Origin of the sequence: Pseudomonas sp. PDM28, assembly GCF_019219115.1 — a bacterium.
In the GTDB taxonomy this organism is placed as follows: domain Bacteria; phylum Pseudomonadota; class Gammaproteobacteria; order Pseudomonadales; family Pseudomonadaceae; genus Aquipseudomonas; species Aquipseudomonas laurylsulfatiphila.
Genome location: NZ_JAHUWG010000011.1, coordinates 143,390 through 167,572, shown reverse-complemented (window position 1 = coordinate 167,572; position 24,183 = coordinate 143,390). Strand labels below are relative to the sequence as shown.

The following is a 24,183-nucleotide window of genomic DNA, read 5'->3' as shown; positions in this document are numbered from 1 at the left end:
AATATAGGGTAAATAGGTATTCGTAACAATTGCGAAACATTACTATTCGCACTGAATTTACAATCTTTACAATTTAACCTTACGGTTTCTGCTGACTCATTCGTCAGATGTGTTTTACACAGGCAATAAGAATCAATACCATTGGAACCCCCTTTGTATTCAGGTGTCTTGTCATGCTGCTGCACATTCCAGGCCTGTTCGAGAAAGACGAGGTGCAGCGCATTCGCGAGGCTCTGGAACAGGCCGATTGGGCCGATGGCAAGATCACCGCCGGCTTCCAGTCGGCCAAGGCCAAGCACAATTTGCAACTGCCTGAAGGGCATCCGCTGGCCAAGGAGATCGGCGCAGCGATGCTGGAGCGGCTGTGGAAGAATCCGCTGTTCATGTCGGCTGCACTACCGCACAAAGTCTTTCCTCCGTTGGTGAACTGTTACACCGCCGGTGGCAGTTTCGATTTCCATATCGACAACGCGGTGCGTCAGCCCAAAGGCAGCATGGAGCGGGTACGTACGGATTTGTCCGCCACGCTGTTCTTCAGCGAGCCAGAGGATTACGACGGCGGCGAGCTGGAAATCCAGGACACCTTCGGCACCCAGCGAGTGAAACTGCCCGCCGGCGACATGGTGCTGTACCCCGGCACCAGCCTGCACAAGGTCAACGCGGTGACACGCGGAGCGCGACTCGCCTCGTTTTTCTGGACGCAAAGCCTGGTGCGCGAAGACAGTCAGCGCGCCCTGTTGTTCGAGATGGACGGGGCCATCCAGCAACTGACCCGTGATGTCCCTGATCATCCATCGCTGATCCGCCTGACCGGCACCTATCACAATCTGTTGCGTCGCTGGGTCGAGGTGTAAGTGGCGGATTTTCGTTTGCGCCGCGAGGAAATGCTCGACGGCGAGCGCTTGCGCTCCATGCTTGACGAAAGTCCGGCCCGCGCCGCTCAGGCCATCCTGATCGCCGCACGTGAAGGTGAAGTCGAGGCCCAGGCCTTGCTCGGGCAGATTCTGCTCGACGGCCAGGGAATCGCGCAGGACCAGCCGCTGGCGTTGCGCTGGTTTGGCATCGCCGCGCGCCAGGGGCACCTGATGTCACGCAATATGCTCGGCCGTTGTCATGAACATGGTTGGGGTTGTGTTGCCGACGCCTCGATTGCGGCGCGGCATTACCGGATTGCAGCGCAGGGTGGGCTGGATTGGGCGATGTACAACCTCGCCAATCTGTTGGCCACCGGGCGCGGTGTGGCCGAAGATCAGGCACTGGCGCTGGGCTGGTACCGGCGTGCGACGGACCTCGGCCATGCGAAGTCGATGAACCTGCTGGGGCGCTATCTGGAAGAGGGCAGATTTTGCCGGGCCGACCCGGATGCCGCTTTCGAGTGGTATAGACGTTCTGCAGAGGGCGGGGATTTTCGCGGGCAGTTCAGTTATGCGGCGGTTCTGGCGCAGGACGGGAAAGTCGAAGAGGCCTTGGTATGGCTTCACCGGGCGTTGGAGGCTGGCAGCCTGAACTTCCTGCGGGTGAGCAGCCAGGCACTGCTGCAGGCTCCCCACCCCGATCTGCAGGCATTGGCCTCGCGCTTTCAGCAGCGTGCCGAGCAATTGCACAATCAGGCACAGGTAGCCTAGGTACCGAGAACTGCAGCAGTCATCGGGGCGAGCGAAATGGCGTTGTGGGCGCCTTCGCTCGCGCTGATCAGGATGCTACTTCCAGGTGGAACGGGCCCGGTTTAGCTTCTCCATTCCTGACGAAGGTTCTTCAAGTGTTTGATGAAGATGTTCGACTGTTCAATGAATCGTTTAACAACCGAACTGAAATCGTCGGTAGCGTCATGTTCATTAATCTCCAGGAATTTATCAATGGCGTCGGCGAGGGTGCTTATCTCATTCGTGTAAGCCTCTCTCGGGGTTTGCACGGACTGGAATTCCACCAACTGATCTTTTCGGTCCTGCAAGATCTTTACATCTTGTTTGATACTGACCAGGTTTCGACGGCGGTCATCAAGGCGCGCCTGAATCTGGCGCCGGGCTTCAATCAGGTGATCATATTTGATTCTGTCACTGATTAAGTTGAGAATCTTGCCAGCGGTGGTGATGCCAGTCTTGACGAGTTCAACTTGAGGCGCGGAGAGGTTAAGCCCTGCAAGTTTTTCCGCCGTGAGAAACAGCTCCTTGATCAGTGAGAAGGTGTCCGTTGCTTCAATGAGTTTAATGGCACCGTTCAGCTCTGATTCGTCAGTTGTCAGTTTCTCAATGTCGCTTTCCAGTTCTGCTATATGCGGGCTGATGTTGGCGATGGAATCTTCCAGTTCCTTGATGCGGTATTGATTGTCGCTGAGGGTTACTGCTTTGAAGTTCGCCAGATTGTTGTTCAGCGTTGTTGAGTGTTTTAAGGCTTCGGACGTGCCGATTTTAATTGACGAATTTATCTCTTCGTAAAAACTGTCTATGGCCTCCTGTTGCTCGGGGGTGGAGGGCTCGAGTTTCATCTTCTCGATGATGGTGTGAAAACGTTGAATTTCGCCAATGGGTAATGCGTTAGGCAGCAGAGTCAGGGTGCTTAGTGCTTGCTTGTCGATGGCTTTCAATTCCTCCTCTAACGATGCCAATTGCTCCCCGAGTACCGGTAGATAGACAGTGCTCAATGTGCGGATTTTATAGTAGATCTCATCCCTGTTTTGCTTGATTTTTTTCATGTCGGGAGAGGGGTATTGAAATTGCGAGCCAAGAGTATGTAGGGTCATGATTTTTCCGTTTTTAAAGAATCAATTTCGGGTTTGGCATGGGAGCGCAAGCCGGGATGTCAGGAGTCGCTTGTGGCATTGTTGAAAGCAGTCAGTAAATCGCCCGCCTGTTTTTTTATCGCTGACCAGTTATCCATCATCGTGATTAGTTTGGTGGCAAAAGTTACCAAGTACATGGCATTGGTAACGTCAACCAGTTTTTTGCTGGAGGATTCGACGTAAGTCTGTATCAACTGCCAGAGGCTTTCGAGGTTCGATGAACTGCCAGCAGCATCTTCAATCCTGAGGTGCAGGTCCTGGAGGCTGGTTTCGAATGCCAGCAACGACGCGAGGACCGTATTGGTGGTTGCGATCTCTGATTCGATTTCGCGTCGTTTGGTTGTTAGCTGCTCCAGTTCGTTACGGGCCTTGTTGGCCTTGGCTCCATATATTGTAGAAGAAACGAGAAAGCCAAATACGCCACCGATAACGCCCCACCATTTGTTTTTGGAATATTCTCCGATTTCTGCGAGTTTTTGGTCGATACGGTCATTGTGAAGTTTCAGATCATCATTGAGTTCTTTTATTTTTTCATTGAAGTTATGGCTGTTGCACAGGGTTACTTTTAAACCCAGTTTCGACTTCAGTGCATCGATTTGCAATTTGAATTCGCTGATCTGGTCTTTGGTGGTCTTTGTGCTTGCGCTGTGTTCGGTAATAACGGTTTTAAGCTCTTCAACCAGCTCCAGTAGTGCCGGGATTTTTTTCTTTTCACCTTCAGTCAATTGGATTTCCGGAAGATTGTCGATTTCCTCCGGACTCAGGTCGCCGACTTTTCCGGTTCCGCTAATGTAACTGGGAAGGCTCTCCAGATACTTAATAATGGATTGGCTATTTGAAGTGAAATTGTCGGCAAACACATGAAGGTCCGAGCCGACTTTCTTCATGTTGGACTCCAGTGGTGACCAAGAGGCCGCATGGCTTCTCATGGGCAGGAACAGGACTTGCATATCGGCAGATGTGAGTCCCGTAATACTCACTTGATCGAACTTGTATATCTGTTCTATTTCATTGATTTCGATAGGGAGTTTAAGCCCGGCATTGACGTAGCGTTTGATTTTTCTGATATCGTCATTTGTGACCAATAATCCTTTTTCACGCTCGACACCCTCGAGCGTGCCGGAAACGGCCCCCATGAAATCCGATGTCAATGAATTGAGTTGTTCTGCGGTAATGACCTGTTCTTCAGTGGCTAACATGAAAATCCCTTTTATGTTATTGCGTTATGGGGGTGTTGTCGTCACTGAAAAGTAATGGTGGCTGTGGTTAAAGTTAAGTTGTGAAGAGTTTCAGTGTGTGTCTGATGGTGGAGGAAAAATGGCGATTTACTGTTTCTGCTGGATAAGGTTCGATGTTCCGATATCGAAACTTAATGTGTTGAGAGTTGGTGCTGCGGTGAAAATAAAAAAAGGCCTGTGATTACTCACAGGCCTTTTTTATATAACGGGCGGGATTTACACGTAGAACGACTTCAGCGGCGGGAAACCATTGAACTCGACAGCGCTGTAACTGGTGGTGTACGCACCGGTCGACAGCCAGTACAGGCGATCACCGATGGCCAGGTTCAGCGGCAGGCCGTATTTGTAGTTTTCGTACATGATGTCGGCGCTGTCGCAGGTAGGGCCGGCGATGACCACTTCTTCCATCTCGCCCTTTTTCTCGGTCCAGATCGGGAACTTGATGGCTTCGTCCATGGTTTCGATCAGGCCGGAGAACTTGCCCACGTCCGTGTACACCCAACGCTCTACCGCGGTGCGGGATTTGCGTGCGACCAGCACCACTTCGCTGACCAGGATGCCGGCGTTGGCGATCAGCGAACGGCCCGGTTCCAGGATGATTTCCGGCAGATCATCACCGAAGTCTTCCTTGAGGAAGCGGATGATTTCTTCCGCGTAGGTTTCCAGGCTGTTGGTGCGGGTGATGTAGTTGGCCGGGAAGCCGCCGCCCATGTTGATCAGCTTCAGGTGGATGCCGTCTTCTTCTTTCAGGCGTTCGAAGATCACTTTGACCTTGGCGATCGCTGCGTCCCAGACGCTGATGTCGCGCTGCTGCGAGCCGACGTGGAACGAAATGCCGTAAGGCACCAGGCCCAGGTCGCGAGCGAGGATCAACAGGTCCATGGCCATGTCGGTCTGGCAGCCGAATTTGCGCGACAACGGCCAGTCGGCGGTGGTCGAGCCTTCGGTCAGGATACGCACGTAGACTTTCGAACCCGGTGCGGCCTTGGCGATGTTGCGCAGGTCGGCTTCGGAGTCGGTGGCGAACAGGCGCACGCCCTTGTCGTAGAAGTAGCGGATGTCCTTGGATTTCTTGATGGTGTTGCCGTAGCTGATGTGCTCGGCGCTGACGCCACGGCCCAGCACTTTGTCCAGCTCGTAGATCGAGGCGATGTCGAAGCTCGAGCCTTTCTCTTTGAGCAGGTCAATGATTTCGACGGCCGGGTTGGCCTTGACCGCGTAGTAGACCTTGGCGAATTCGAAACCGGCGCGCAGGTCGTCGTAGGCCTGGGCGATCATCGCGGTGTCGATCACCACGAACGGGGTTTCCTGTTTGTCGGCGAACGCCTTCATTTTCTGAAAGGTTTCACGCGCGAAATAGTCTTCGACCTGGATCGACATGCTGGGAACTCCTACTGGCAAACTAAAATTATCAATGGGTGCGAGGGTGTGTCATCAATGAATTCTCGAGTGCGTTGCGCCTGAGCGCGTGCCAGGCAAGGCGCAGGCCGCCGCTAATGGTCATTCCCTTCGCAAGGCCTGCAACGCAGCATGGCGCGCGCTCAGGCACAACCCGAAGGGCCGGGCCTGCTTTTGCGCAGGGCTGCGTTGCTCGTCCCTCATTTGGAACAACCAAACTGCGGTCCTCGCGCCTTGCCCTGCGCAAAAGCAGTCTCCGGCGCACTCGTGAATTCATTGATGACACACCCTCCTGAACGTCCTCCGTATCCCCACTTTGGTTCGCCTACTTCCCAAGGCATGTCGCCGAAAGCAAAAAGGCCATGGGAAGTGCAGCTTTCCCTTGGCCTTGCTGTCTCGTCGTCAGTACTTGAGCCGGATGGATCGTTTCCAGCATGGACGTTCGGCGCGAACTTTAGGGCGTGAGGGGCTTGAGATCAACAAAAAATGTCGCGTTTTTGCACTCTTCTGACGCGCGTTGCGGACATCACTCTTTGTAACCGACTCAGATGACAGTCGGATGTTCCCCAAGAATTGCGAAGTGTTAAAAATACCTGCACGTTCGATGCTGTTGTGAGCCAATTCATAGGTAAGTGTGATGGCGTCAACATCGGCGACGTTGGCAGCGAGAAGGTGGGCTGAGGGGAGATTTGGCTATTTCAAAAGGTATGTTCGGATAGCTTTTGCATCCGATGCTGTTGATATTTTTTTCCGGTCTGCGAATCCCTGAAAAATTGCACAAGAACTGTGGGAGCGAGCTTGCTCGCGATAGCGTTATGTCAGTCAACTACGATGTTGGCTTTGAAAATGCCATCGCGAGCAAGCTCGCTCCCACAGGTTTTGTATTTTTACCGAGCAAGCTGTCAGGCGACTACTGCCTCGGCCGGCGAGACGATATTGGTTTTCATCCCCCGCGAACGCCCCGAACTCAGGTAGGCCGCAATCGACTCCTGCGTCACTTCACCTAAAAACACCCGCTCGGCATTCATCACCGGCAACCACGACCGGTTGAACTCGTACATGCGCGACAGCAGGATGCGTAAATGCTCGTCGTACGCCGCCGTGGCGTTGAACTCACGCTGGTACTGCGCGCAGGTGCCGGTCTGACGGTGCAAGTCGCGACGTCTTACGTAACCCAGGGCCTTGTTCTCTGTGCAGGTCACCACCACGTAGCGACGGTCATGTTCGTCCATCAATTCCAGCGCCTCGGCCACCGGGGTTTGCGGGCTGACGGAGGGTGCGTTGTCCGCTGCGTCTTCGGCTTTCACCAGCAGCAGGCGTTTCAGCGTGCTGTCCTGGCCGACGAAGTTGCTGACAAACTCATCCGCCGGGTGGGCGAGCAAGGTGTCCGGGTGATCGATTTGCAATAGCTTGCCGGCGCGGAAGATCGCGATCTTGTCGCCGAGCTTGATCGCCTCGTCGATGTCATGGCTGACCATGATCACGGTCTTGTTCAGCGCCCGCTGCATCTCGAAGAATTCATTCTGGATCATCTCGCGGTTGATCGGGTCGACCGCGCCGAACGGTTCGTCCATCAACAACAAGGGCGCATCTGCCGCCAGGGCGCGAATCACGCCGATCCGTTGTTGCTGGCCACCGGACAACTCCCGTGGATAGCGATGCAAGTACTGCTTGGGTTCGAGCTTGATCATGCTCATCAACTCGCGGGCGCGGTCGTGGCATTTCTGTTTGTCCCAACCGAGCAGTTTCGGCACGACCACGATGTTTTCTTCGATGGTCATGTTCGGGAACAGGCCGATCTGCTGGATGACGTAGCCGATGTTGCGGCGCAGCGTCACTTCGTCGAGGCCGGTGGTGTCTTCGCCGTTGATCAGGATCTTGCCCGAGGTGGGATTGATCAGGCGGTTGATCATCTTCAGCGTGGTGCTTTTGCCGCAACCCGATGGCCCGAGAAATACGCAGATTTCGCCTTCATTGACGGTCAGGCTCACCGAGTCCACGGCTTTCACGTCCTTGCCGTTGCTTTGGAAGGTCTTGCTGAGGTTTTGAAGTTCGATCATTTGAGCAGTCCTTTTGGAGTCAGCGAGCGTTGCAGTACTTGCAGGATCAGGTCGGCGATGATCGCCAGCACACTGACCAGCACGGCGCCGACGATCAGCATCGACATGTCGCTGCGGCTGATGGAAGCGAGGATGAGTACACCGAGGCCACCGGCACCGATGGTGGCGGCGATGGTCATGACGCCGATGTTCATGACCACGGCGGTGCGTACGCCGGCAAGGATCACCGGCACGGCGATGGGCAGCTCAACCATGCGCAGGCGCTGGCCGAACGTCATGCCGATGCCGCGCGCCGCTTCGCGGATGCCCGGTTCGATGCTGGTCAGGGCCAGGTAGGTGTTACGCATGATCGGCAGCAGTGAATAGAGAAACACTGCGGTGATCGCCGGCATCGGGCCGAGGCCCTGGCCGAATCTGGAGTAGAACGGCAGCAACAGGCCGAACAGGGCAATCGACGGCACTGTCAGCAGCACCGTTGCACTGGCCTGCAAAGGCCCGGCGAGGCTCGGGAAACGCGTCATCAAGATGCCCAAAGGCACGCCGACCAGAATCGCCAGGGTCACGGCGATGCCGACCAGCGTGATGTGTTGCCCGGTCAGATGCATCACCTGTTGCCAGTCGAGATGGGAAAAGGCGTTCAAGAATTCCATGACTTCTCCTTCTCAGTTCAATGGATGCTGGCGCAGGAAATCGGCGGCCACGGCTGAAGGACTCTGGTGATCGACATCCACCCGCGCGTTGAGCTCGCGCATGGTGTTGTCGTCGAACAGTTCCGCCAGTGGCTTGAGCTGTGCGGCCAGTTGCGGGTGCGCATCGAGGTAGGCTTGACGCACCACGGGCGCGGCGGTGTAGTCGGGGAAGTAGTGCTTGTCGTCCTCCAGCAATTTCAGCTTGAAGGCATTGAGGCGACCATCGGTGGTGTAGACCAGGCCGGCAAACACCTGGCCATTGCGCAGCGCGGTGTAGACGAGGCCGGCGTCCATCTGCCGTATGTTGTTGCGAGTCAGGTTAATGTCGTACAGCTGCACCATGCCTGCGAGTCCGTCCGATCGGTTGGCGAACTCGGTATCCAGCGCCACCAGATTGTTGGTCTTGGCCTCCTTGTGCAGCACCTTATTCAGCTCACTGATGGTGTTGATCTGCGGGTATTGGTCAGCGACGTTTTTCGGCAGGGCAAGGGCATAGGTGTTGCTGAATTTCGACGGCGTGAGCCAGACCAGGCCTTTTTGTGCGTCGAGTTCTTTCACCCGCGCGTAGGACTGTTCGCTGTCGAGTTTTTCGGTGACATGGTTGTAGGCCACCAGCGACACACCGGTGTATTCCCAGAGCATGTCCAGTTGACCGCTTTCGTGGGCGCTGCGGGCGAGGTTGCTGCCGAGACCTCCGGTCACTTGCACGTCGTAACCCTTGGTGCGCAGGTATTGCGCGGTGATTTCCGCCAGCAGGGTCTGTTCGGTGAACACCCGGGCGCCGATGCGGATCAAGGGTTTTTCCGCAGCTTGGGCAAATCCTGCGCACAGCAGAACGCAGCCTAGTAAAAAGCTTGTTGTTTTCATGAGAGTTCCTTTACCGAGGCTTAAGACGGGCGCAGGCCGCGTTCGAGCCAGAGGCGACTGCCCAGTGTGACCATGCCGTCCAGCAGCAGGGCCAGCAACGCGGTGCATGCGGCACCGAGCAGCAACTGCGGCTGATTGTTCAGGGCAATGCCGGGGAATATCAGGCTGCCAAGACTGTTGGCGCCGATCAGGAACGCCAGCGGCGCCGTCCCGACGTTGATCGCCAACGCCACGCGCACGCCACCGATGATGATCGGCACGGCATTCGGCAGCTCGACTTTGCACAGCACCTGGCGCGGGGTCATGCCGATGCCGACGGCGGCTTCCTTGAGCGAGCCCTGAACGTTTTTCAGTCCCTCATAAGTGTTGCGCACGATGGGCAGCAAGGAGGCGAGGAACAGGGCGAGGATGGCGGGACCGCTGCCGATGCCGAGGATGCCCAGGGCAATGGCCAGGACGGCCAGGGGCGGAACGGTGTTGCCGATGTTGAAGAACTGCATGAAGCGTTCAGCACGACCGACCATGGACGGGCGGCTGAGCAAGATGCCGGCGGGGAGACCCACGACAAGGGCGGCCAGCATGGAAGCGAGGACGAGAATCAGATGAGCTTGCAGGTAAAACAGCAAATCGTCGCGGTAGTGTTCGATCGTGTTGATGCCGATCCATTGGATCAGCAGGGCCAGAAGGGCGATTACCAACGCGCCTCCCATCAGCCCTTTGCCATAGCGGATAGCCACAGGCGGACTCCTTTTTTCAGTCGGCGAACACATTTTCGTGTGGTAATGCCTTGCTTGGCTGCCGAAAAAAATGATCGCGAGAAGCAGCTCATGCCGAGCGCGTTCCACTGCAGGAGCGAGCTTGCTTGCGAAAAACGTCCAGACAACGCGTACATTCAGGTACCCAGCGTTATCGTTGAAGTCCATCGCGAGCGGGCTCGCTCCTACAGGGGATTGGCGCAGAGCAATCGAGCCATGAGCACAGCCTCGTCAGGCTGAAATGCGGGTGTTTCAGGCCCCCGACGAGTGGTCGTTACGGGGGAGTGGACGTCTCCGTGCTTTAAAAGGTTCCCATCTAAGGCAGCATTTGGCCACCCCTGATGTGCTCAACGGTTCGGTTATTGACTCAACTTGGGCTATAATCTGCGCCCTTTTTTGAATCACCTGCCAGGCGATTTCCCATGACCAAACAGGCCGCCGAAGTCGCGAAACGCCGCACTTTCGCCATTATTTCCCACCCCGATGCCGGTAAGACCACCATCACCGAGAAGCTCTTGCTGATGGGCAAGGCGATCGCGGTAGCCGGTACGGTGAAATCTCGTAAATCCGACCGCCATGCCACCTCCGACTGGATGGAAATGGAAAAGCAGCGTGGTATTTCCATTACCACGTCGGTCATGCAGTTCCCGTACCGCGAGCACATGATCAACCTGCTCGACACCCCGGGCCACGAAGACTTCTCCGAAGATACCTACCGCACCCTGACGGCGGTGGACTCGGCCTTGATGGTCCTCGACGGCGGTAAAGGTGTAGAGCCACGGACCATCGCCCTGATGGACGTCTGCCGTCTGCGTGACACGCCGATCGTCAGCTTCATCAACAAACTCGACCGTGACATCCGCGACCCGATCGAACTGCTCGACGAAATCGAAGCCGTCCTCAAGATCAAGGCTGCGCCGATCACCTGGCCGATCGGTTGCTACCGTGACTTCAAAGGCGTGTATCACCTCGCCGACGACTACATCATCGTGTACACAGCCGGTCACGGCCATGAGCGTACCGAAACCAAGATCATCGAGAAGCTCGACTCCGACGAGGCGCGTGCGCACCTGGGCGACGAGTACGAACGTTTCCTCGAACAGCTTGAACTGGTGCAGGGCGCCTGCCACGAGTTCAACCAGCAGGAATTCCTCGACGGCCAGTTGACCCCGGTGTTCTTCGGTACGGCGTTGGGCAACTTCGGTGTCGACCATGTCCTCGACGCCGTGGTTGATTGGGCTCCGCGCCCGCTGGCCCGGGTGGCCAACGAGCGCACCGTGGAGCCGGTGGAAGAGAAGTTCTCGGGCTTCATCTTCAAGATCCAGGCGAACATGGACCCGAAACACCGCGACCGCATCGCCTTCATGCGTATCTGCTCCGGCAAGTACGAAAAAGGCATGAAGATGCGCCATGTGCGCACCGGCAAGGACGTGCGGATCGGCGATGCGCTGACCTTCTTCTCCTCCGAGCGTGAGCAGCTGGAAGAGGCGTTTGCCGGCGACATCATCGGCCTGCACAACCACGGCACCATCCAGATCGGCGACACCTTCAGCGAAGGCGAAGTCCTGGGCTTCACCGGCATCCCGCACTTCGCTCCGGAACTGTTCCGCCGCGTGCGCCTGAAGGATCCGCTGAAATCCAAGCAACTGCGCCAGGGCTTGCAGCAGTTGGCCGAAGAGGGCGCGACCCAGGTGTTCTTCCCGGAACGCAGTAACGACATCATCCTCGGCGCCGTCGGTGTGCTGCAGTTCGATGTGGTCGCCAGCCGTTTGAAAGAGGAATACAAGGTCGAGTGCTCCTACGAGCCGATCACTGTTTATTCCGCGCGCTGGATCGAATGCAGCGACAAGAAGAAGCTTGAGGAATTCTCCAACAAGGCTGTGGAAAACCTGGCACTGGACGGCGGCGGTCACCTGACCTACCTCGCGCCAACGCGGGTCAACCTGGCACTGATGGAAGAGCGCTGGCCGGACGTGAAATTCCGTGCGACCCGCGAGCATCACTAAGCGCTCAATGGCGACACCCGAAAGCCCGCTGTGAAAACAGTGGGCTTTTTTTTTGGATTGATTTTGCGCTGGAGGCGATTGTGTAGGTCTTTTCCTTTGCGTTTGTAGCCTGCCTCTGCTTTTGCCCCGTGTGGGAGATTTGCCCGCGACAAGTCAGTCGTTGGCGTTTAGTGTTCAAGACACATTTCGCAAACAGCGGCCATCTTGATGATCAAGGGAATGACGCATCGGCTGACTCATCGGCTGAGGCTGGACGGCTATTTCAGCGTGATGGCCTGGGTGCTCGCGGCGCTGTTGTTCATCAATCGACTGAGCAGCATGGTCAAGTTGTTCATGGCGCTGTACCTGCGTCAGGAACTGGGGCTGGCTATTGAAACCGTTGGCTGGCTGCTGTCGGCATACGGCGCTGGATTGCTGGTCGGCTCGATGCTCGGTGGTTTGCTCAGTGACCATGTGCGCACGGCACGGCTCACCGTGGCGCTGTTCTTTGTGTCGATGTGGGTGCTGATCCTGCTCGGGCTGGTCACGCACGTGCCGTTGCTGGCCGGGCTGCTGTTGCTCAGCGGGGCCGTCGACGGGGCGATCCGTACGCTGCATCAGCGGCTGATCATGGAGTATTGCGAGGTTGCGCAGCGTTCCCGGGCACAGGCCTTGAGCCGGGTAGCCCGGAACCTCGGAATGGCCGCTGCCGGGGTGGCGGGCGGTGTTTTGGCGCAGACCGATTTTCGCTGGGTGTTCTTCGCCAGCGCAGCCATGACCCTGTTGGCCTTGCTCTGGTTTGTCCGCACGACATGGCGCCGAGCGGTGCTGGTGCCTGACGAGAAACCTGATACCGGTTCAGGCTCATGCGTGCCGTATCGCGACAAACCCTTTCTCTGGTTATTGGCGACGACGGTCCTGCTCGGGATGGCATTCGACACGGTCTACAGCACGCTGGGTAACTATCTGCGTGATTACTATCGCCTGAGCACCGAAGCGATCGGCTGGCAGTTCGCATTGAATGCCGTATTGGTGGTGTCGTTACAGATTCCGTTGACCCATTGGGGCGAACGCTGGGGCACGCGTCGCCAACTGGTGGCGGGCAGTCTGTTGCTGGCCTGTGGGCTCGGTATGTTGCCTTTGGGTTCCGGGCTGTTCTATGCCTGTCTGTCGACGGTGGTCTGGACATTGGGCGAGGCGCTGTTCATGCCGCCACTGAATGCGCTGGTCATGCAGCATGCGCAACGTGGAAAAAGCGGACAGTACTTTGGCGTGTTTTTCATGAGCTGGAGTGCAAGTGCACTGTTGTCGCCGATGCTTGGCGGTCAGTTGTACGGTCATTTTGGCGGGCACAGTGTGTGGCTGGTCAGTGCGGTATTGGCGCTGCTGTCCATACCCATGATTTATCAGGCTACCCGCCCTCGCGCTCCAGACAAGCTGGAGGGGCAGCCTAGCCGAACTATTTCGCTTAGTTGATCCGGCTATTGGGTTTATTTGAAACCAGTCTTTCTACCGAGCGCATTTCTGCTCGCTCGTCAGCGTCCAATCTGGAGAACCCGGCTGATCGGAACTAGATTTCACTCAGCGCCAGACAGGCACTCCACGAAAGGAAGGAATCGGCTATGAACAGGTTGTTTCGCGTTTTACTGCTGTTGAAGGTGTTGGTGATGCTATCGCTCGGGACGTCGACGGCGTGGGCCGAGTGCATCGATCACGGGGAACAGGCTTCGAGCGGGCAAGCGGGATACGCGGGGTTGATGCTCGCCAAATCCGAATCGGAACCGGGAGATCTGGGGCAGGGTGGTGCTGACAACGACGATGATGAGACCACCGACGAGCCGGACTCCGATGAAGAAGAGGGTGATAGCCAGACGTAATCGCTCGATGGCGAGCGGTAGAAGGGGTTGGGTTACAACTCCAACCCTGTGGGAGCAAGCCCGCTCCCACTGTTTTATGCCGCGCCGTCGAGAACGGGATCAGGCCCGGAGCCCGTAGACTACCGGGCCGCGATTCCCTGCTTCAATGAAAGCCTCGCCGCCAACGATAATGCGAGCACCGCCCTGGACCTTCACATCCCACGGCAATCCTCCTGACGGACCAAAAGAAACCCACCCGGCCCCAGTCCCTCCGAATTGGGTGTCATAGTCTCCATTGGGCAACAACCTGCCAGCGATGATATGGAGTGCCCGGTTGTAACCAACCACGACAATCTTGCCGTCCGGCTGCTGGGCCAGGGATCGCCAGAAGGTTTCAGGACCGGTGTTGGTGAATACAGGAAGCCCGCCATTCCACTCCTTATCGGGGTGACCGTCTGCGGTAAACCTCATCGCCATGCCCATGCTCTCCTGGAGACCGCCGGCACATGCCAGCTTGCCATCAGCCTGTGCGATGAGTTGACTCATTTTGAGTGAGCCATCCGTTGATGCCAGGAAAGTAAAACCATCGACACCAAATTGGCTATCGACCCGCCCCTCCAGATCAAATCGTGCAAGAACGAGCTGACCGGATGTGGTGGTTCCGCCAACAACGATTTTTCCCTCTTGAATCACAACGCTGCAAAGCCGGATGAAATCGCCCGCGGTTTCGATCTCGAGAAAACCGCGATCGCCGAAACCGGTATCGAGTTCGCCGTTACTGTGCAGGCGAACCAGCAGTGACCCTTCGGACTCACTGATGAAATAGCTGAACGCCACAAGCACTTTTCCATCCCCCTGCAGGCAACCGTCGATCAACGCCACTTGGGAATAATCATGCTGTGCTACAGGAATGACGACACTGCCGAAGTCCAGGTCAGGGCTGCCGTTGGCATGAAAACGTCTCAGTGCTGCCCGGCCAATACCGTCGGGTTCTCGGGTATCACCGATTACCAGGATCTTGCGATCCTCTTGCAGTAGCAAACGCGCCGGACTTGCCTTTTTACCGCTGACGAACTGCCACTCACCGGTGTTCCCGTCATTGCCAAACGCCTTGTCCTTGATACCGTCAGAATCGGTGCGGTACACAGTGAAACCCTCTCCCTGCCGAGTGGCGTAGGTCAGTTCACCTCCACCCGATAACACAACGGCCCTGACCGAGCCGGCCAGAAAATTGGGCCGGATCTGGCCAACAACACCAAATGCCGGGTCTAGTTGACCAGCGTTTTCGTCTGTTGCTTGAATTTCCATGATGCTTGCACCTGTCCCTGTAGTTTGAATGTTTTCGGGTCTACGCCTTGTGTCACGTGACACATGACTCTCCGACAGGATTCAAACAAAGCAGCTGGGCGTGCGTAACTGTCAGAAATGGCCGTGCGTTTGTGCAAACAAAAGAAAACCCCTCCTCCGTCGATTGATGCGCAATCGCAAGAGAAGGGGTTTGCCTGATTCAAGCGCGCCCCAATGACCGAGGCGTTTTTTTATGCCGCGCCGTCGAGGAATTGCTCGGCGTAGTGGCAAGCCACCTGGCGGTTGTCGAGCAGGCGCAGGGCCGGCTCTTCAGTACTGCAGCGCTCGGTCGCGTACGGGCAGCGCTTGTGGAAGGCGCAGCCCGGTGGCGGGTTCAGCGGGTTGGGCAACTCGCCGACGATCTTGATTTTCGGCTTGTCCGGATCCGGGTGGATGGCTGGCGTCGCCGACAACAGGGCCTGGGTGTAGGGGTGCAGGGGACGGGAGTAGATGTCCTCTTTCGTGCCCATTTCCACCGGGCGGCCCAGGTACATCACCATCACATGGTCGGCCACGTGGCGAACCACTGCCAGGTTGTGGGAGATGAACACGTAGGCGGTGTTGAACTCTTGCTGCAGATCCATGAACAGGTTGAGCACCTGTGCCTGAATCGACACGTCCAGCGCCGAGGTCGGTTCGTCTGCCACCAGCACTTTCGGTTGCAGCATCATCGCGCGAGCCAGGGCGATCCGCTGGCGCTGACCGCCGGAAAACATGTGCGGATAACGCTGGTAGTGCTCGGGACGCAAACCCACCTGCTTCATCATCGCCTGGACTTTCTCGCGACGTTCCGCGGCACTCAGGTTGGTGTTGATCAACAGCGGCTCGGCCAGCTGATCGCCGACCTTCTGCCGTGGGTTCAACGAGGCGTACGGGCTCTGGAACACCATCTGCACGTCTTTGCGCAGTTGCTTGCGCTGAGCCTTGTCGGCACCGGCGACTTCCTGGCCGGCGATTTTCAGGGAGCCTGAGGACGGCTCTTCGATCAGGGTCAGGGCGCGGGCCAGGGTGGATTTGCCGCAACCGGATTCACCGACGACAGCGAGGGTCTTGCCGGCTTCCAGTTCGAACGACACGCCGTTGAGGGCGCGCACGGTGGCGTGACCCTTGAACAGGCCTCGGGACACCTCGTAGTGACGGGTCAGGTCGCGGGCGGTAAGAACGACGGCCATTACGCCACCTCCTGGTTCAGCGGGTAGAAGCAGCGAGCGAGGCTGTTGCTTTTCTGGTCAAGGGCCGGACGTTGTTGACGGCAGTTGTCTTTCACGTACGGGCAGCGTGGCGACAGCAGGCAACCCTGCGGACGGTCGTAGCGACCGGGAACGATGCCCGGCAGGGTCGACAGGCGCGAGGCACCCAGGCTGTGTTCCGGAATCGCCTTGAGCAGCGCTTCGCTGTACGGGTGTGCCGGAATGTCGAACAGTTGCGGCACCTGACCGACTTCGACCGCCTGGCCGGCGTACATCACGCACACGCGCTGGGCGGTTTCGGCCACGACCGCGAGGTCGTGGGTGATCAGCACCAGGCCCATGTTCTGCTCTTTCTGCAGCGCCAGCAGCAGGTCCATGATCTGCGCCTGAATCGTCACGTCGAGTGCCGTGGTCGGTTCGTCGGCGATCAGCAGTTTCGGTTCGCCGGCAATCGCCATGGCAATCGCGACACGCTGGCTCATACCGCCGGACAATTGATGCGGGTAGGCGTCCATACGACTGGCTGCGCCCGGGATTTCAACTTTTTCCAGCAGTTCGATCGCACGCTTGCGGGCCGCCTTGCCGGACATTTTCAGGTGCAGGCGCAGCACTTCCTCGATCTGGAAGCCCACGGTGTAGCTCGGGTTCAGCGCGGTCATCGGATCCTGGAAGACCATGGACAGGTCTTTACCGACAATCTGCCGCCGCTGGCGATTGTTCAGCTTGAGCATGTCCTTGCCGTCAAAGCTGAGCGAGTCGGCGGTAACGATGCCGGGGTGCTCGATCAGGCCCATCAGCGCCATCATGGTCACGGACTTGCCGGAACCGGACTCGCCAACGATGGCCAGCACTTCGCCCTTGTCCACTTTCAGGTCGAGGCCGTCGACCACTGGCGTGGCGTTCTTGTCGCCGAAGCGAACGTTGAGATTCTTGATTTCTAACAGTGACATGGGAATCTCCTCAGGCGGCGTTCTTGAGTTTCGGGTCCAGCGCGTCGCGCAGGCCGTCACCCATCAAGTTGATTGCCAGCACGCTGAGCAAAATGGTCAAACCAGGCAGGCTCACCACCCACCAGGCGCGTTCGATGTAGTCGCGGGCCGAAGCCAGCATGGTGCCCCACTCAGGGGTTGGCGGTTGTACGCCAAGGCCGAGGAAGCCCAGTGCGGCGGCATCGAGGATCGCCGAAGAGAAGCTCAGGGTGGCCTGAACGATCAGCGGCGCCATGCAGTTGGGCAGCACGGTGACGAACATCAGGCGCGGCAGGCCGGCACCGGCCAGGCGCGCGGCGGTCACGTAGTCGCGGTTCAGTTCGCCCATCACCGCAGCACGGGTCAGACGAACGTAGGACGGCAGGGATACCACGGCGATAGCGATCACGGTGTTGATCAGGCCAGGGCCGAGGATGGCGACGATCGCCACGGCCAGCAGCAGGGACGGCAGGGCCAGCATGATGTCCATCAGGCGCATGATGGTCGGGCCGAGCACGCGCGGGAAGAACCCGGCGAACAGACCCAGCAGGATCCCCGGGATCAGCGACATCACCACCGACGACAAACCGATAAGCAGCGACAGGCGCGAGCCGGTAATCAGGCGCGACAGCAGGTCGCGACCCAGTTCATCGGTACCGAGCAGGAACTGCAGTTGCCCACCTTCCAGCCAGGCCGGCGGGGTCAGCAGGAAATCACGGTACTGCTCGCTCGGGTTGTGGGGGGCGACCCACGGGGCGAAGATGGCGCAGAAAATCACCAGCAGCATGAACATCAGGCCGGCGACGGCGCCTTTGTTCTTGGAGAACGCTTGCCAGAATTCTTTGTACGGAGACGGGTACAGCAGGCTTTGATCGACTGCTACCGATGGAATTGGAGTGGTCATGGTCATGATCTCAGCGCTGATGACGGATGCGTGGGTTGGCAAAGCCGTAGAGGATGTCCACTACGAAGTTGACCAGAATCACCAGGCAGGCGATTAACAGGATGCCGTTTTGCACGACGGGATAGTCTCGGGCGCCAATGGCTTCGATCAGCCATTTGCCGATGCCGGGCCACGAGAAGATGGTTTCGGTCAGGACTGCACCGGCCAGCAGGGTGCCGACTTGCAGGCCGACCACGGTCAGTACCGGAATCAGCGCGTTACGCAGACCGTGCACGAACACCACGCGCGACGGCGACAGGCCCTTGGCCTTGGCGGTACGGATATAGTCTTCACGCAGTACTTCGAGCATCGAGGAGCGGGTCATCCGCGCGATCACCGCCAGCGGGATGGTGCCCAGCACGATGGCCGGCAGGATCAGGTGGTGCAGGGCGTCGAAGAAGGCGTCCGGCTCGTTGGCCAGCAGCGTATCGATCAGCATGAAGCCGGTGCGTGGCTCGATGTCGTAGAGCAGGTCGATCCGTCCGGATACCGGGGTCCAGCCCAGGCTTACCGAGAAGAACATGATCAGGATCAGGCCCCACCAGAAGATCGGCATCGAGTATCCCGCCAGGGAGACACCCATCACCCCATGGTCGAACAGGGACCCTCGCTTGAGTGCCGCGATCACCCCGGCCAGAAGACCCAGGATGCCGGCGAACAACAGGGCGGCCATGGACAGCTCCAGGGTCGCGGGGAACAGGGAAGTGAATTCGTTCCAGACGCTTTCACGGGTACGCAGGGATTCTCCGAGGTCGCCGTGGGCCAGTTTGCCGATGTAATCCAGGTACTGGGCATACAGGGGTTTGTTCAGACCTAGGCGTTCCATTGCCTGAGCGTGCATTTCCGGGTCGACTCTGCGTTCGCCCATCATGACTTCCACGGGGTCGCCAGGGATCATGCGAATCAACGCGAATGTCAGCAAGGTGATGCCGAAAAACGTGGGGATCAGTAACCCCAGTCGGCGGGCAATAAAACTAAACATCGTAAGGTGTACCTCATCAGCCGGTTAGGCGTGCCCGGCATCCCTGCGTCAGGAATGCCGGGAGTTTTCTTATCTACTTCACCTGGGTGGTGGCGAAGTTGTTCGTGGTGAGGGGGCTAATGTGATAGCCCTCTACGTTGTTGCGCATTGCGGTAAACATTCTAGTGTGCGCCATGCTGATCCATGGCTGGTCCTGGTTAAAAATAACCTGGGCCTGCTCGTAGAGCGCTGCACGTTCGGCCGGATCGGTTTTTTCCCGGGCCTGGTCAATCAGCGCCTGGAACTTGTCATTGCACCAGCGGGCGTAGTTTTCTCCGTTCTTGGCCGCTTCACAACTGAGCATAGGCGTCAGGAAGTTATCCGGGTCGCCGTTATCGCCCGCCCATCCGGCGGAAACCATGTCGTGCTCGCCGTTTTTGGCGCGTTTGAGCATTTCGCCCCATTCCATCACGCGGATGTCGATCTTGATCCCGACCTTGGCCAGGTCGGCTTGCATCATCTGCGCGCCGAGCATCGGGTTCGGGTTGGTCGGACCGCCACCGTTGCGGGTGAACAGGGTGAAGGTGGTGCCTTCCGGTACGCCGGCTTCCTTGAGCAAGGCGCGCGCTTTGTCCAGGTCACGGGCCGGGTTCTTCAGGTCGTGGTTGTAGCCCAGCAGGGTGTCCGGGTACGGGTTGACCGCAGCGGTTGCATTACCCTTGCCGAACAACGCATTGACGTACGCCTCTTTGTCGAAGGCGATGTCGATGGCTTTGCGCACCCGCACGTCACTCATGTACTTGTGCGTGGTGTTCATGGCGACGTACGAGACGGTCATCGCATTCAGTTCATCGATTTTCAGCTTGTCGTCTTTCTTGATGCTCGGGATGTCATCCGGCTTCGGATACAGCGCGACCTGGCACTCGTTGGCCTTGAGCTTCTGCAGGCGTACGTTGTTGTCGATGGCGATGGCCAGGATCAGCGCATCAGCCGGTGGCTTGCCACGGAAGTAATCCGGGTTGGCCTTGAAGCGAACCTGGGCGTCCTTGTTGTAGCGCTGGAAGACGAACGGGCCGGTGCCGACGGGCTTGTTGTTCAGGTCGCCGGCCTTGTTGGCCTTGAGCAACTGATCGGCGTACTCGGCGGAGTAGATCGACGAGAAGGCCATGGCAATGTCGGCCAGGAACGGCGCTTCGCGACGGGTCAGGGTGAACTTGACCGTGTTGTCGTCGACTTTCTCGACGCTTTTCAGCAGTTCCTTGAAGCCCATGCTTTCAAAGTACGGGAAGCCCACGCTCGACAGTTTGTGCCACGGATGATTCGGGTCCAGCTGGCGCTGGAAGCTCCAGACCACGTCGTCGGCATTCATGTCGCGGGTCGGCTTGAAGTATTCGGTGGTGTGGAACTTGACGCCTTTGCGCAGATGGAACGTATAGCTCAGGCCGTCTTCACTGATGTCCCAGGAGTCGGCCAGTGCCGGAATCACCTCGGTGGTGCCGGGCTTGAAGTCCGCCAGGCGATTGAAGATGGTTTCGGCCACGGCATCGGCGGTGACTGCAGTGGTGTACTGGACCATGTCGAAGCCTTCGGGGCTGGCTTCGGTGCAAACCACCAGGGGCTTGGCCGAAGCGCCGACAGCGACACAGAGCAAAGCAGCCGCGATGGCCGCACGTAGGGGAAGCATTTTCATCAAGAACCCTCTGCAATCAGTTAAAGGACAAAAGCCGAACGGCCGATTCGTCATTGAATCAGCCGTCAGGCGCGAGCATTACAGGATGTTGAACGGAACCGTGGTCACGAGGCGGAACTCGTTGATGCTGCCGTCAGCCTGGTTTTCGCTGGCACGGTGAGCCGTGTAGGTGCCGCGGATCGTGGTGGCCTTGAGTGGGCCGCTCTGCACGGCGTAGGTCGCGCCGATGCCGTATTCATAGTGGTGTTCGCCATCCTGGGACTGGATGCCGTCGTAACCCTTGCCAGGCACGCCGCCGTTGCCGGTGTAGTGAGTGCCGTCGATACCCCAGCCGCGCGCCTGGTAGATGTTGAACTTCAGGCCTGGCACGCCGTATTCGGCCATGTTCAGGCCGTAGGCCACCTGGAACGATTTTTCGTTCGGGCCGTTGAAGTCCGACAGCAGGGAGTTGGCCAGGTAGATGCCGTTGGTTTCGTGCAGGTAGTCGAAGTACTCGTTGCCGTTCACTTCCTGGTACGAGAGGGTCAGGGTGTGGGCCTGGTGGGTCAGGCCGAACGACAGGGAGTAGGTGTCGTTGTCGATAGTGCCGATCAGGGCCTTACCGGTGTCCTGGGTTTTGTAGTAGTTCAGGCCGGTGGTCAGGCTCAGTACCTGGCTGTCGCCCAGTACGTGGGAAGCGCCGAAGTAGTACTGGTTCCAGATGTCTTCAGCCTGGGTCGCCCAGAGGCTGGTGGTCAGGCTGGCAAATGGGGTGTAGGTCAGGCCGCCGGTGTAGACGTGATCGGTCTCGACGATGCCGTTGGCGTATTCGGTGCGGAATTTGCGCTGGCTTTCTTCGGTACGCGGAGAGTTGCGGTCGAAGGTGGCCAGGTCGAAGGCCAGGTTGTTCAGCTCTTCGCTGTGGATGGCCACACCTTCGAAACTCGAAGGCAGTGCGCGGTTACCGATCACGTCGACCATCGGGCTGCTGAAGTTCATGCGGCCGGCGGTCAGGGTGGTGTTGGAGACACGGGCCTTGACGTTGGCCAGGCCCACTTTGCTCCACTGGCCTTGAGCGTCGCCGCCCTCTTTGGTCAGGGTACGGTTGTTGCCCGCGTTTGGACGAGAGCCCGGTGCGCCACCGTTGCCGGAGGCCAGGTCTTTGCGGTCCCGGTCCAGTGCGATGGCGTTGTAGGCCGCCACTTCGGTGCTGAAACCGACAGTCCCTTCGGTGAAGCCCGAGTTGTATTTGACGATAGTGCCCTGGACCCAGTTGATACGACGATCGGTATTGGTCAGCGTGCCGTGATCGTTGTATTTGAATTTTGCACCACGTTTCAGTTGCTCGTTGGCGTACCAGTTACGCGTGGTGCCGGTGATCGACTGGCCTTCGACAAAACCGGTAGCTTCGCTTTGGGCGTTCTTCTCGTTCACGGTAACCGGGGTGAAAGCCTGGCTTTGGGTTTCTGCGTAAGCCGTGGCGGTTACGCTGCTTATGGCCAAGGCCAATAACGCGCTGCTGCTCAGTTTCATGGGTAAAGCTCCTTACTTTCTTTTTTTATACCGGTCTTTTTTTGTGATCCGGCTATTGGTTTAGAACTCATTCATGGCATCGCAAACGTTTGCTATCGGCCAAATTGGCAAAAGACGGCAAAGCGTCTGCGTGAGGGCGGAAAATCCGCCCCCCGGCATTTCTGGCTAATCGGTTATTTTTCTATGCTGACACCCGAAAACACATTGCGGCCGAACGGGCTCACCTTGAACCCTTCGATTTTGGCGCTCAGCGGCTGGTTGACCGTTGAGTGGGCGACTGGCGTGATCGGAACCTGCTGCTTGAGGTACTGCTGCGCCTGTTTGTAGAGCAGGGTGCGCTGGTCACGGTCGGTGACGACCTTGGCTTGCTTGATCAGCTTGTCGTAGGCCGGATCGCACCACATCGAATAGTTGTTGCCGCCAATGGCGTCGCAGCTATAGAGCGTGCCCAGCCAGTTGTCCGGATCCCCATTGTCACCGGTCCAGCCGATCAGGCTGATGTCGTGCTCGCCATTTTTGGTGCGCTTGATGTACTCGCCCCACTCATAGCTGACGATCTTGACCTTGAGACCGATCTTCGCCCAGTCAGCCTGGAGCATTTCGGCCATCAACTTGGCGTTGGGGTTGTACGGTCGCTGGACCGGCATGGCCCAGAGGGTGATTTCAGTGCCTTCCTTGACGCCGGCAGCCTTGAGCAGTTCCCTGGCTTTCTCCGGGTTGTAGGCGGCGTCCTTGATCGTGTCGTCGTAGGACCATTGGGTCGGCGGCATGGCGTTGACCGCCAGTTGCCCCGCACCTTGGTAAACGGCGTTGAGAATGCCCTGTTTGTTCACCGCCATGTCCAGCGCCTGGCGCACTTCGAGCTGGTCGAACGGCTTGTGGCGCACGTTGTAGGCGATGTAGCCGAGGTTGAAGCCAGGCTTCTCGATCAGTTGCAGGGCCGTGTCGTTCTTCAGTGCGGGCACATCGGCAGGGCGCGGATGCAGGGTGATCTGGCACTCGCCGGCCTTGAGCTTCTGCACGCGCACCGAGGCGTCGGTGTTGATGGCGAAAATCAGGTTGTCGAGCTTGACCCGGTCAGGAGCCCAGTAATGCTTGTTGCCGGTGTAGCGGATGTTCGAGTCTTTCTGATAGCTCTTGAACACGAACGGCCCGGTGCCGACCGGCTTCTGGTTGATGTCGCTCGGCTTGCCTTCGGCCAATAGCTTGTCGGCGTATTCGGCCGACAGGATGGCGGCGAAGCTCATGGCGATGTTCTGGATGAACGCGGCGTCCACGCTGTTGAGCGTAAAGACCACGGTCAGTGGCCCGGTCTTTTCGACCTTGGCGATGTTCTTGTTCAGACTCATGCCGTTGAAGTACGGAAACTCTGTCGGATAAGCCTTACGAAATGGTTGTTGCGGATCGAGCATGCGATTGAAGGTGAACAGCACGTCGTCGGCGTTGAAGTCGCGGGTTGGCGTGAAGTATTTGGTGGTATGAAACTTCACTCCTTCGCGCAGGTGAAACGTATATTTGAGGCCGTCCTCGGAGATGTCCCAGCTCGTGGCCAGGCCCGGTACGACGTTGGTCGCGCCTTTTTCAAACTCTGCCAGCCGGTTGTACAACGGTTCGGCGGCGTCGTTGTCGGTCGCAGTGGTGTACTGCGCCGTGTCGAAACCGGCGGGGCTGCCCTCGGAGCAGAACACCAGGCTGTTGTTGGCGGCCTGGCTGATGGAGGTGGCGGCCAACAGGCCGGTGCCCAGCAATGCGGATAAAACCAAGGTATGGCGCATAACGCTCCCTTTTCTCTCAAAGTGTTGTCAATGAGCCGTCGCTCCGTCCGTAGACGTGGAGGCATCACTGATTTCAAGCCATGCACGCAGCAGTAACCGATGACCCACGCGTGTACTGGTCGGATCCCGACGGTATGAGCCACGGGTCCGGCAGTAAATGCGTAGAGTCC

The 24,183-nt window shown here is 58.0% G+C and carries 20 protein-coding genes; 5 read left to right on the top strand and 15 right to left on the bottom strand.

Annotated features, from left to right (window positions below; translation table 11 throughout):
• The first annotated feature begins 173 nt into the window (after positions 1-173).
• Positions 174-854: a Fe2+-dependent dioxygenase gene (locus KW841_RS24535; protein WP_218480114.1), complete on the top strand. Its 681-nt coding sequence runs from the start codon at positions 174-176 to the stop codon at positions 852-854.
• Entirely contained in the window at positions 855-1,625 is a 771-nt protein-coding gene (locus tag KW841_RS24530; protein WP_218480113.1) for a tetratricopeptide repeat protein, read from the top strand.
• Positions 1,626-1,726: 101 nt separating this feature from the next.
• Here KW841_RS24530 and KW841_RS24525 read toward each other — a convergent pair whose 3' ends face one another.
• The 7 genes from KW841_RS24525 to KW841_RS24495 all read right to left on the bottom strand — a co-directional run bounded on the left by KW841_RS24525 (position 1,727) and on the right by KW841_RS24495 (position 9,801).
• Positions 1,727-2,740 carry an alpha-xenorhabdolysin family binary toxin subunit B gene (locus KW841_RS24525; protein WP_218480112.1) on the bottom strand — a complete coding sequence of 338 codons (1,014 nt, stop codon included), beginning with the start codon at positions 2,738-2,740 and terminating at the stop codon, positions 1,727-1,729.
• Positions 2,741-2,799: 59 nt separating this feature from the next.
• Positions 2,800-3,978, bottom strand: a complete 1,179-nt coding sequence (locus tag KW841_RS24520) for an alpha-xenorhabdolysin family binary toxin subunit A (protein ID WP_218480111.1) — start codon at positions 3,976-3,978, stop codon at positions 2,800-2,802.
• A 255-nt stretch (positions 3,979-4,233) separates the two neighbouring features.
• Positions 4,234-5,397, bottom strand: coding sequence for a type III PLP-dependent enzyme (locus KW841_RS24515; RefSeq protein WP_015093460.1), 1,164 nt, complete (start codon positions 5,395-5,397; stop codon positions 4,234-4,236).
• A gap of 920 nt (positions 5,398-6,317) precedes the next feature.
• Positions 6,318-7,475 carry a betaine/proline/choline family ABC transporter ATP-binding protein gene (locus KW841_RS24510; RefSeq protein ID WP_218480110.1) on the bottom strand — a complete coding sequence of 386 codons (1,158 nt, stop codon included), beginning with the start codon at positions 7,473-7,475 and terminating at the stop codon, positions 6,318-6,320.
• Positions 7,472-8,125 (bottom strand): ABC transporter permease, encoded by a 654-nt coding sequence (locus KW841_RS24505; RefSeq protein ID WP_218480109.1) that lies wholly within the window; start codon positions 8,123-8,125, stop codon positions 7,472-7,474. Before KW841_RS24505 ends, KW841_RS24510 begins: the two co-directional genes overlap by 4 nt.
• A 12-nt stretch (positions 8,126-8,137) precedes the next feature.
• Positions 8,138-9,031 carry a glycine betaine ABC transporter substrate-binding protein gene (locus KW841_RS24500; RefSeq protein WP_218480108.1) on the bottom strand — a complete coding sequence of 298 codons (894 nt, stop codon included), beginning with the start codon at positions 9,029-9,031 and terminating at the stop codon, positions 8,138-8,140.
• Between the two features lie 20 nt (positions 9,032-9,051).
• Entirely contained in the window at positions 9,052-9,801 is a 750-nt protein-coding gene (locus KW841_RS24495) for an ABC transporter permease (RefSeq protein WP_371319538.1), read from the bottom strand.
• A 407-nt stretch (positions 9,802-10,208) separates the two neighbouring features.
• Here KW841_RS24495 and KW841_RS24490 point away from each other — a divergent pair, with 407 nt between their 5' ends.
• The 3 genes from KW841_RS24490 (at position 10,209) to KW841_RS24480 (ending at position 13,648) form a co-directional block, all read left to right on the top strand.
• Positions 10,209-11,792, top strand: coding sequence for a peptide chain release factor 3 (locus KW841_RS24490; protein ID WP_007973058.1), 1,584 nt, complete (start codon positions 10,209-10,211; stop codon positions 11,790-11,792).
• Between the two features lie 219 nt (positions 11,793-12,011).
• Positions 12,012-13,247: an MFS transporter gene (locus KW841_RS24485; protein ID WP_218480107.1), complete on the top strand. Its 1,236-nt coding sequence runs from the start codon at positions 12,012-12,014 to the stop codon at positions 13,245-13,247.
• A gap of 146 nt (positions 13,248-13,393) precedes the next feature.
• The gene (locus tag KW841_RS24480) at positions 13,394-13,648 is read left to right on the top strand and encodes a hypothetical protein (RefSeq protein ID WP_218480106.1); all 255 of its coding nucleotides are present in this window, start codon (positions 13,394-13,396) and stop codon (positions 13,646-13,648) included.
• A 99-nt stretch (positions 13,649-13,747) separates the two neighbouring features.
• On the opposite strand, the gene KW841_RS24475 is transcribed toward KW841_RS24480, so the two are convergent.
• The 8 genes from KW841_RS24475 to KW841_RS24440 all read right to left on the bottom strand — a co-directional run bounded on the left by KW841_RS24475 (position 13,748) and on the right by KW841_RS24440 (position 24,013).
• Positions 13,748-14,935 (bottom strand): hypothetical protein, encoded by a 1,188-nt coding sequence (locus tag KW841_RS24475; RefSeq protein WP_218480105.1) that lies wholly within the window; start codon positions 14,933-14,935, stop codon positions 13,748-13,750.
• 230 nt (positions 14,936-15,165) lie between these two features.
• The gene (locus KW841_RS24470) at positions 15,166-16,146 is read right to left on the bottom strand and encodes a peptide ABC transporter ATP-binding protein (protein ID WP_015093469.1); all 981 of its coding nucleotides are present in this window, start codon (positions 16,144-16,146) and stop codon (positions 15,166-15,168) included.
• A complete protein-coding gene (locus KW841_RS24465; protein ID WP_007973051.1) occupies positions 16,146-17,114 on the bottom strand; it encodes an ABC transporter ATP-binding protein in 969 nt (322 codons plus the stop codon). The genes KW841_RS24470 and KW841_RS24465 overlap by 1 nt, the downstream gene beginning before the upstream one ends.
• 10 nt (positions 17,115-17,124) lie before the next feature.
• Entirely contained in the window at positions 17,125-18,036 is a 912-nt protein-coding gene (locus KW841_RS24460) for an ABC transporter permease subunit (protein WP_007973050.1), read from the bottom strand.
• A gap of 10 nt (positions 18,037-18,046) precedes the next feature.
• A complete protein-coding gene (locus KW841_RS24455) occupies positions 18,047-19,057 on the bottom strand; it encodes an ABC transporter permease subunit (RefSeq protein WP_007973049.1) in 1,011 nt (336 codons plus the stop codon).
• A 73-nt stretch (positions 19,058-19,130) separates the two neighbouring features.
• Positions 19,131-20,726, bottom strand: coding sequence for an ABC transporter substrate-binding protein (locus tag KW841_RS24450; protein WP_218480104.1), 1,596 nt, complete (start codon positions 20,724-20,726; stop codon positions 19,131-19,133).
• A gap of 78 nt (positions 20,727-20,804) precedes the next feature.
• Complete coding sequence (locus KW841_RS24445) at positions 20,805-22,238, bottom strand: OprD family porin (RefSeq protein ID WP_218480103.1); 1,434 nt, start codon at positions 22,236-22,238, stop codon at positions 20,805-20,807.
• A 173-nt stretch (positions 22,239-22,411) separates the two neighbouring features.
• Positions 22,412-24,013: an ABC transporter substrate-binding protein gene (locus tag KW841_RS24440; RefSeq protein ID WP_218480102.1), complete on the bottom strand. Its 1,602-nt coding sequence runs from the start codon at positions 24,011-24,013 to the stop codon at positions 22,412-22,414.
• Positions 24,014-24,183: the final 170 nt, after the last annotated feature.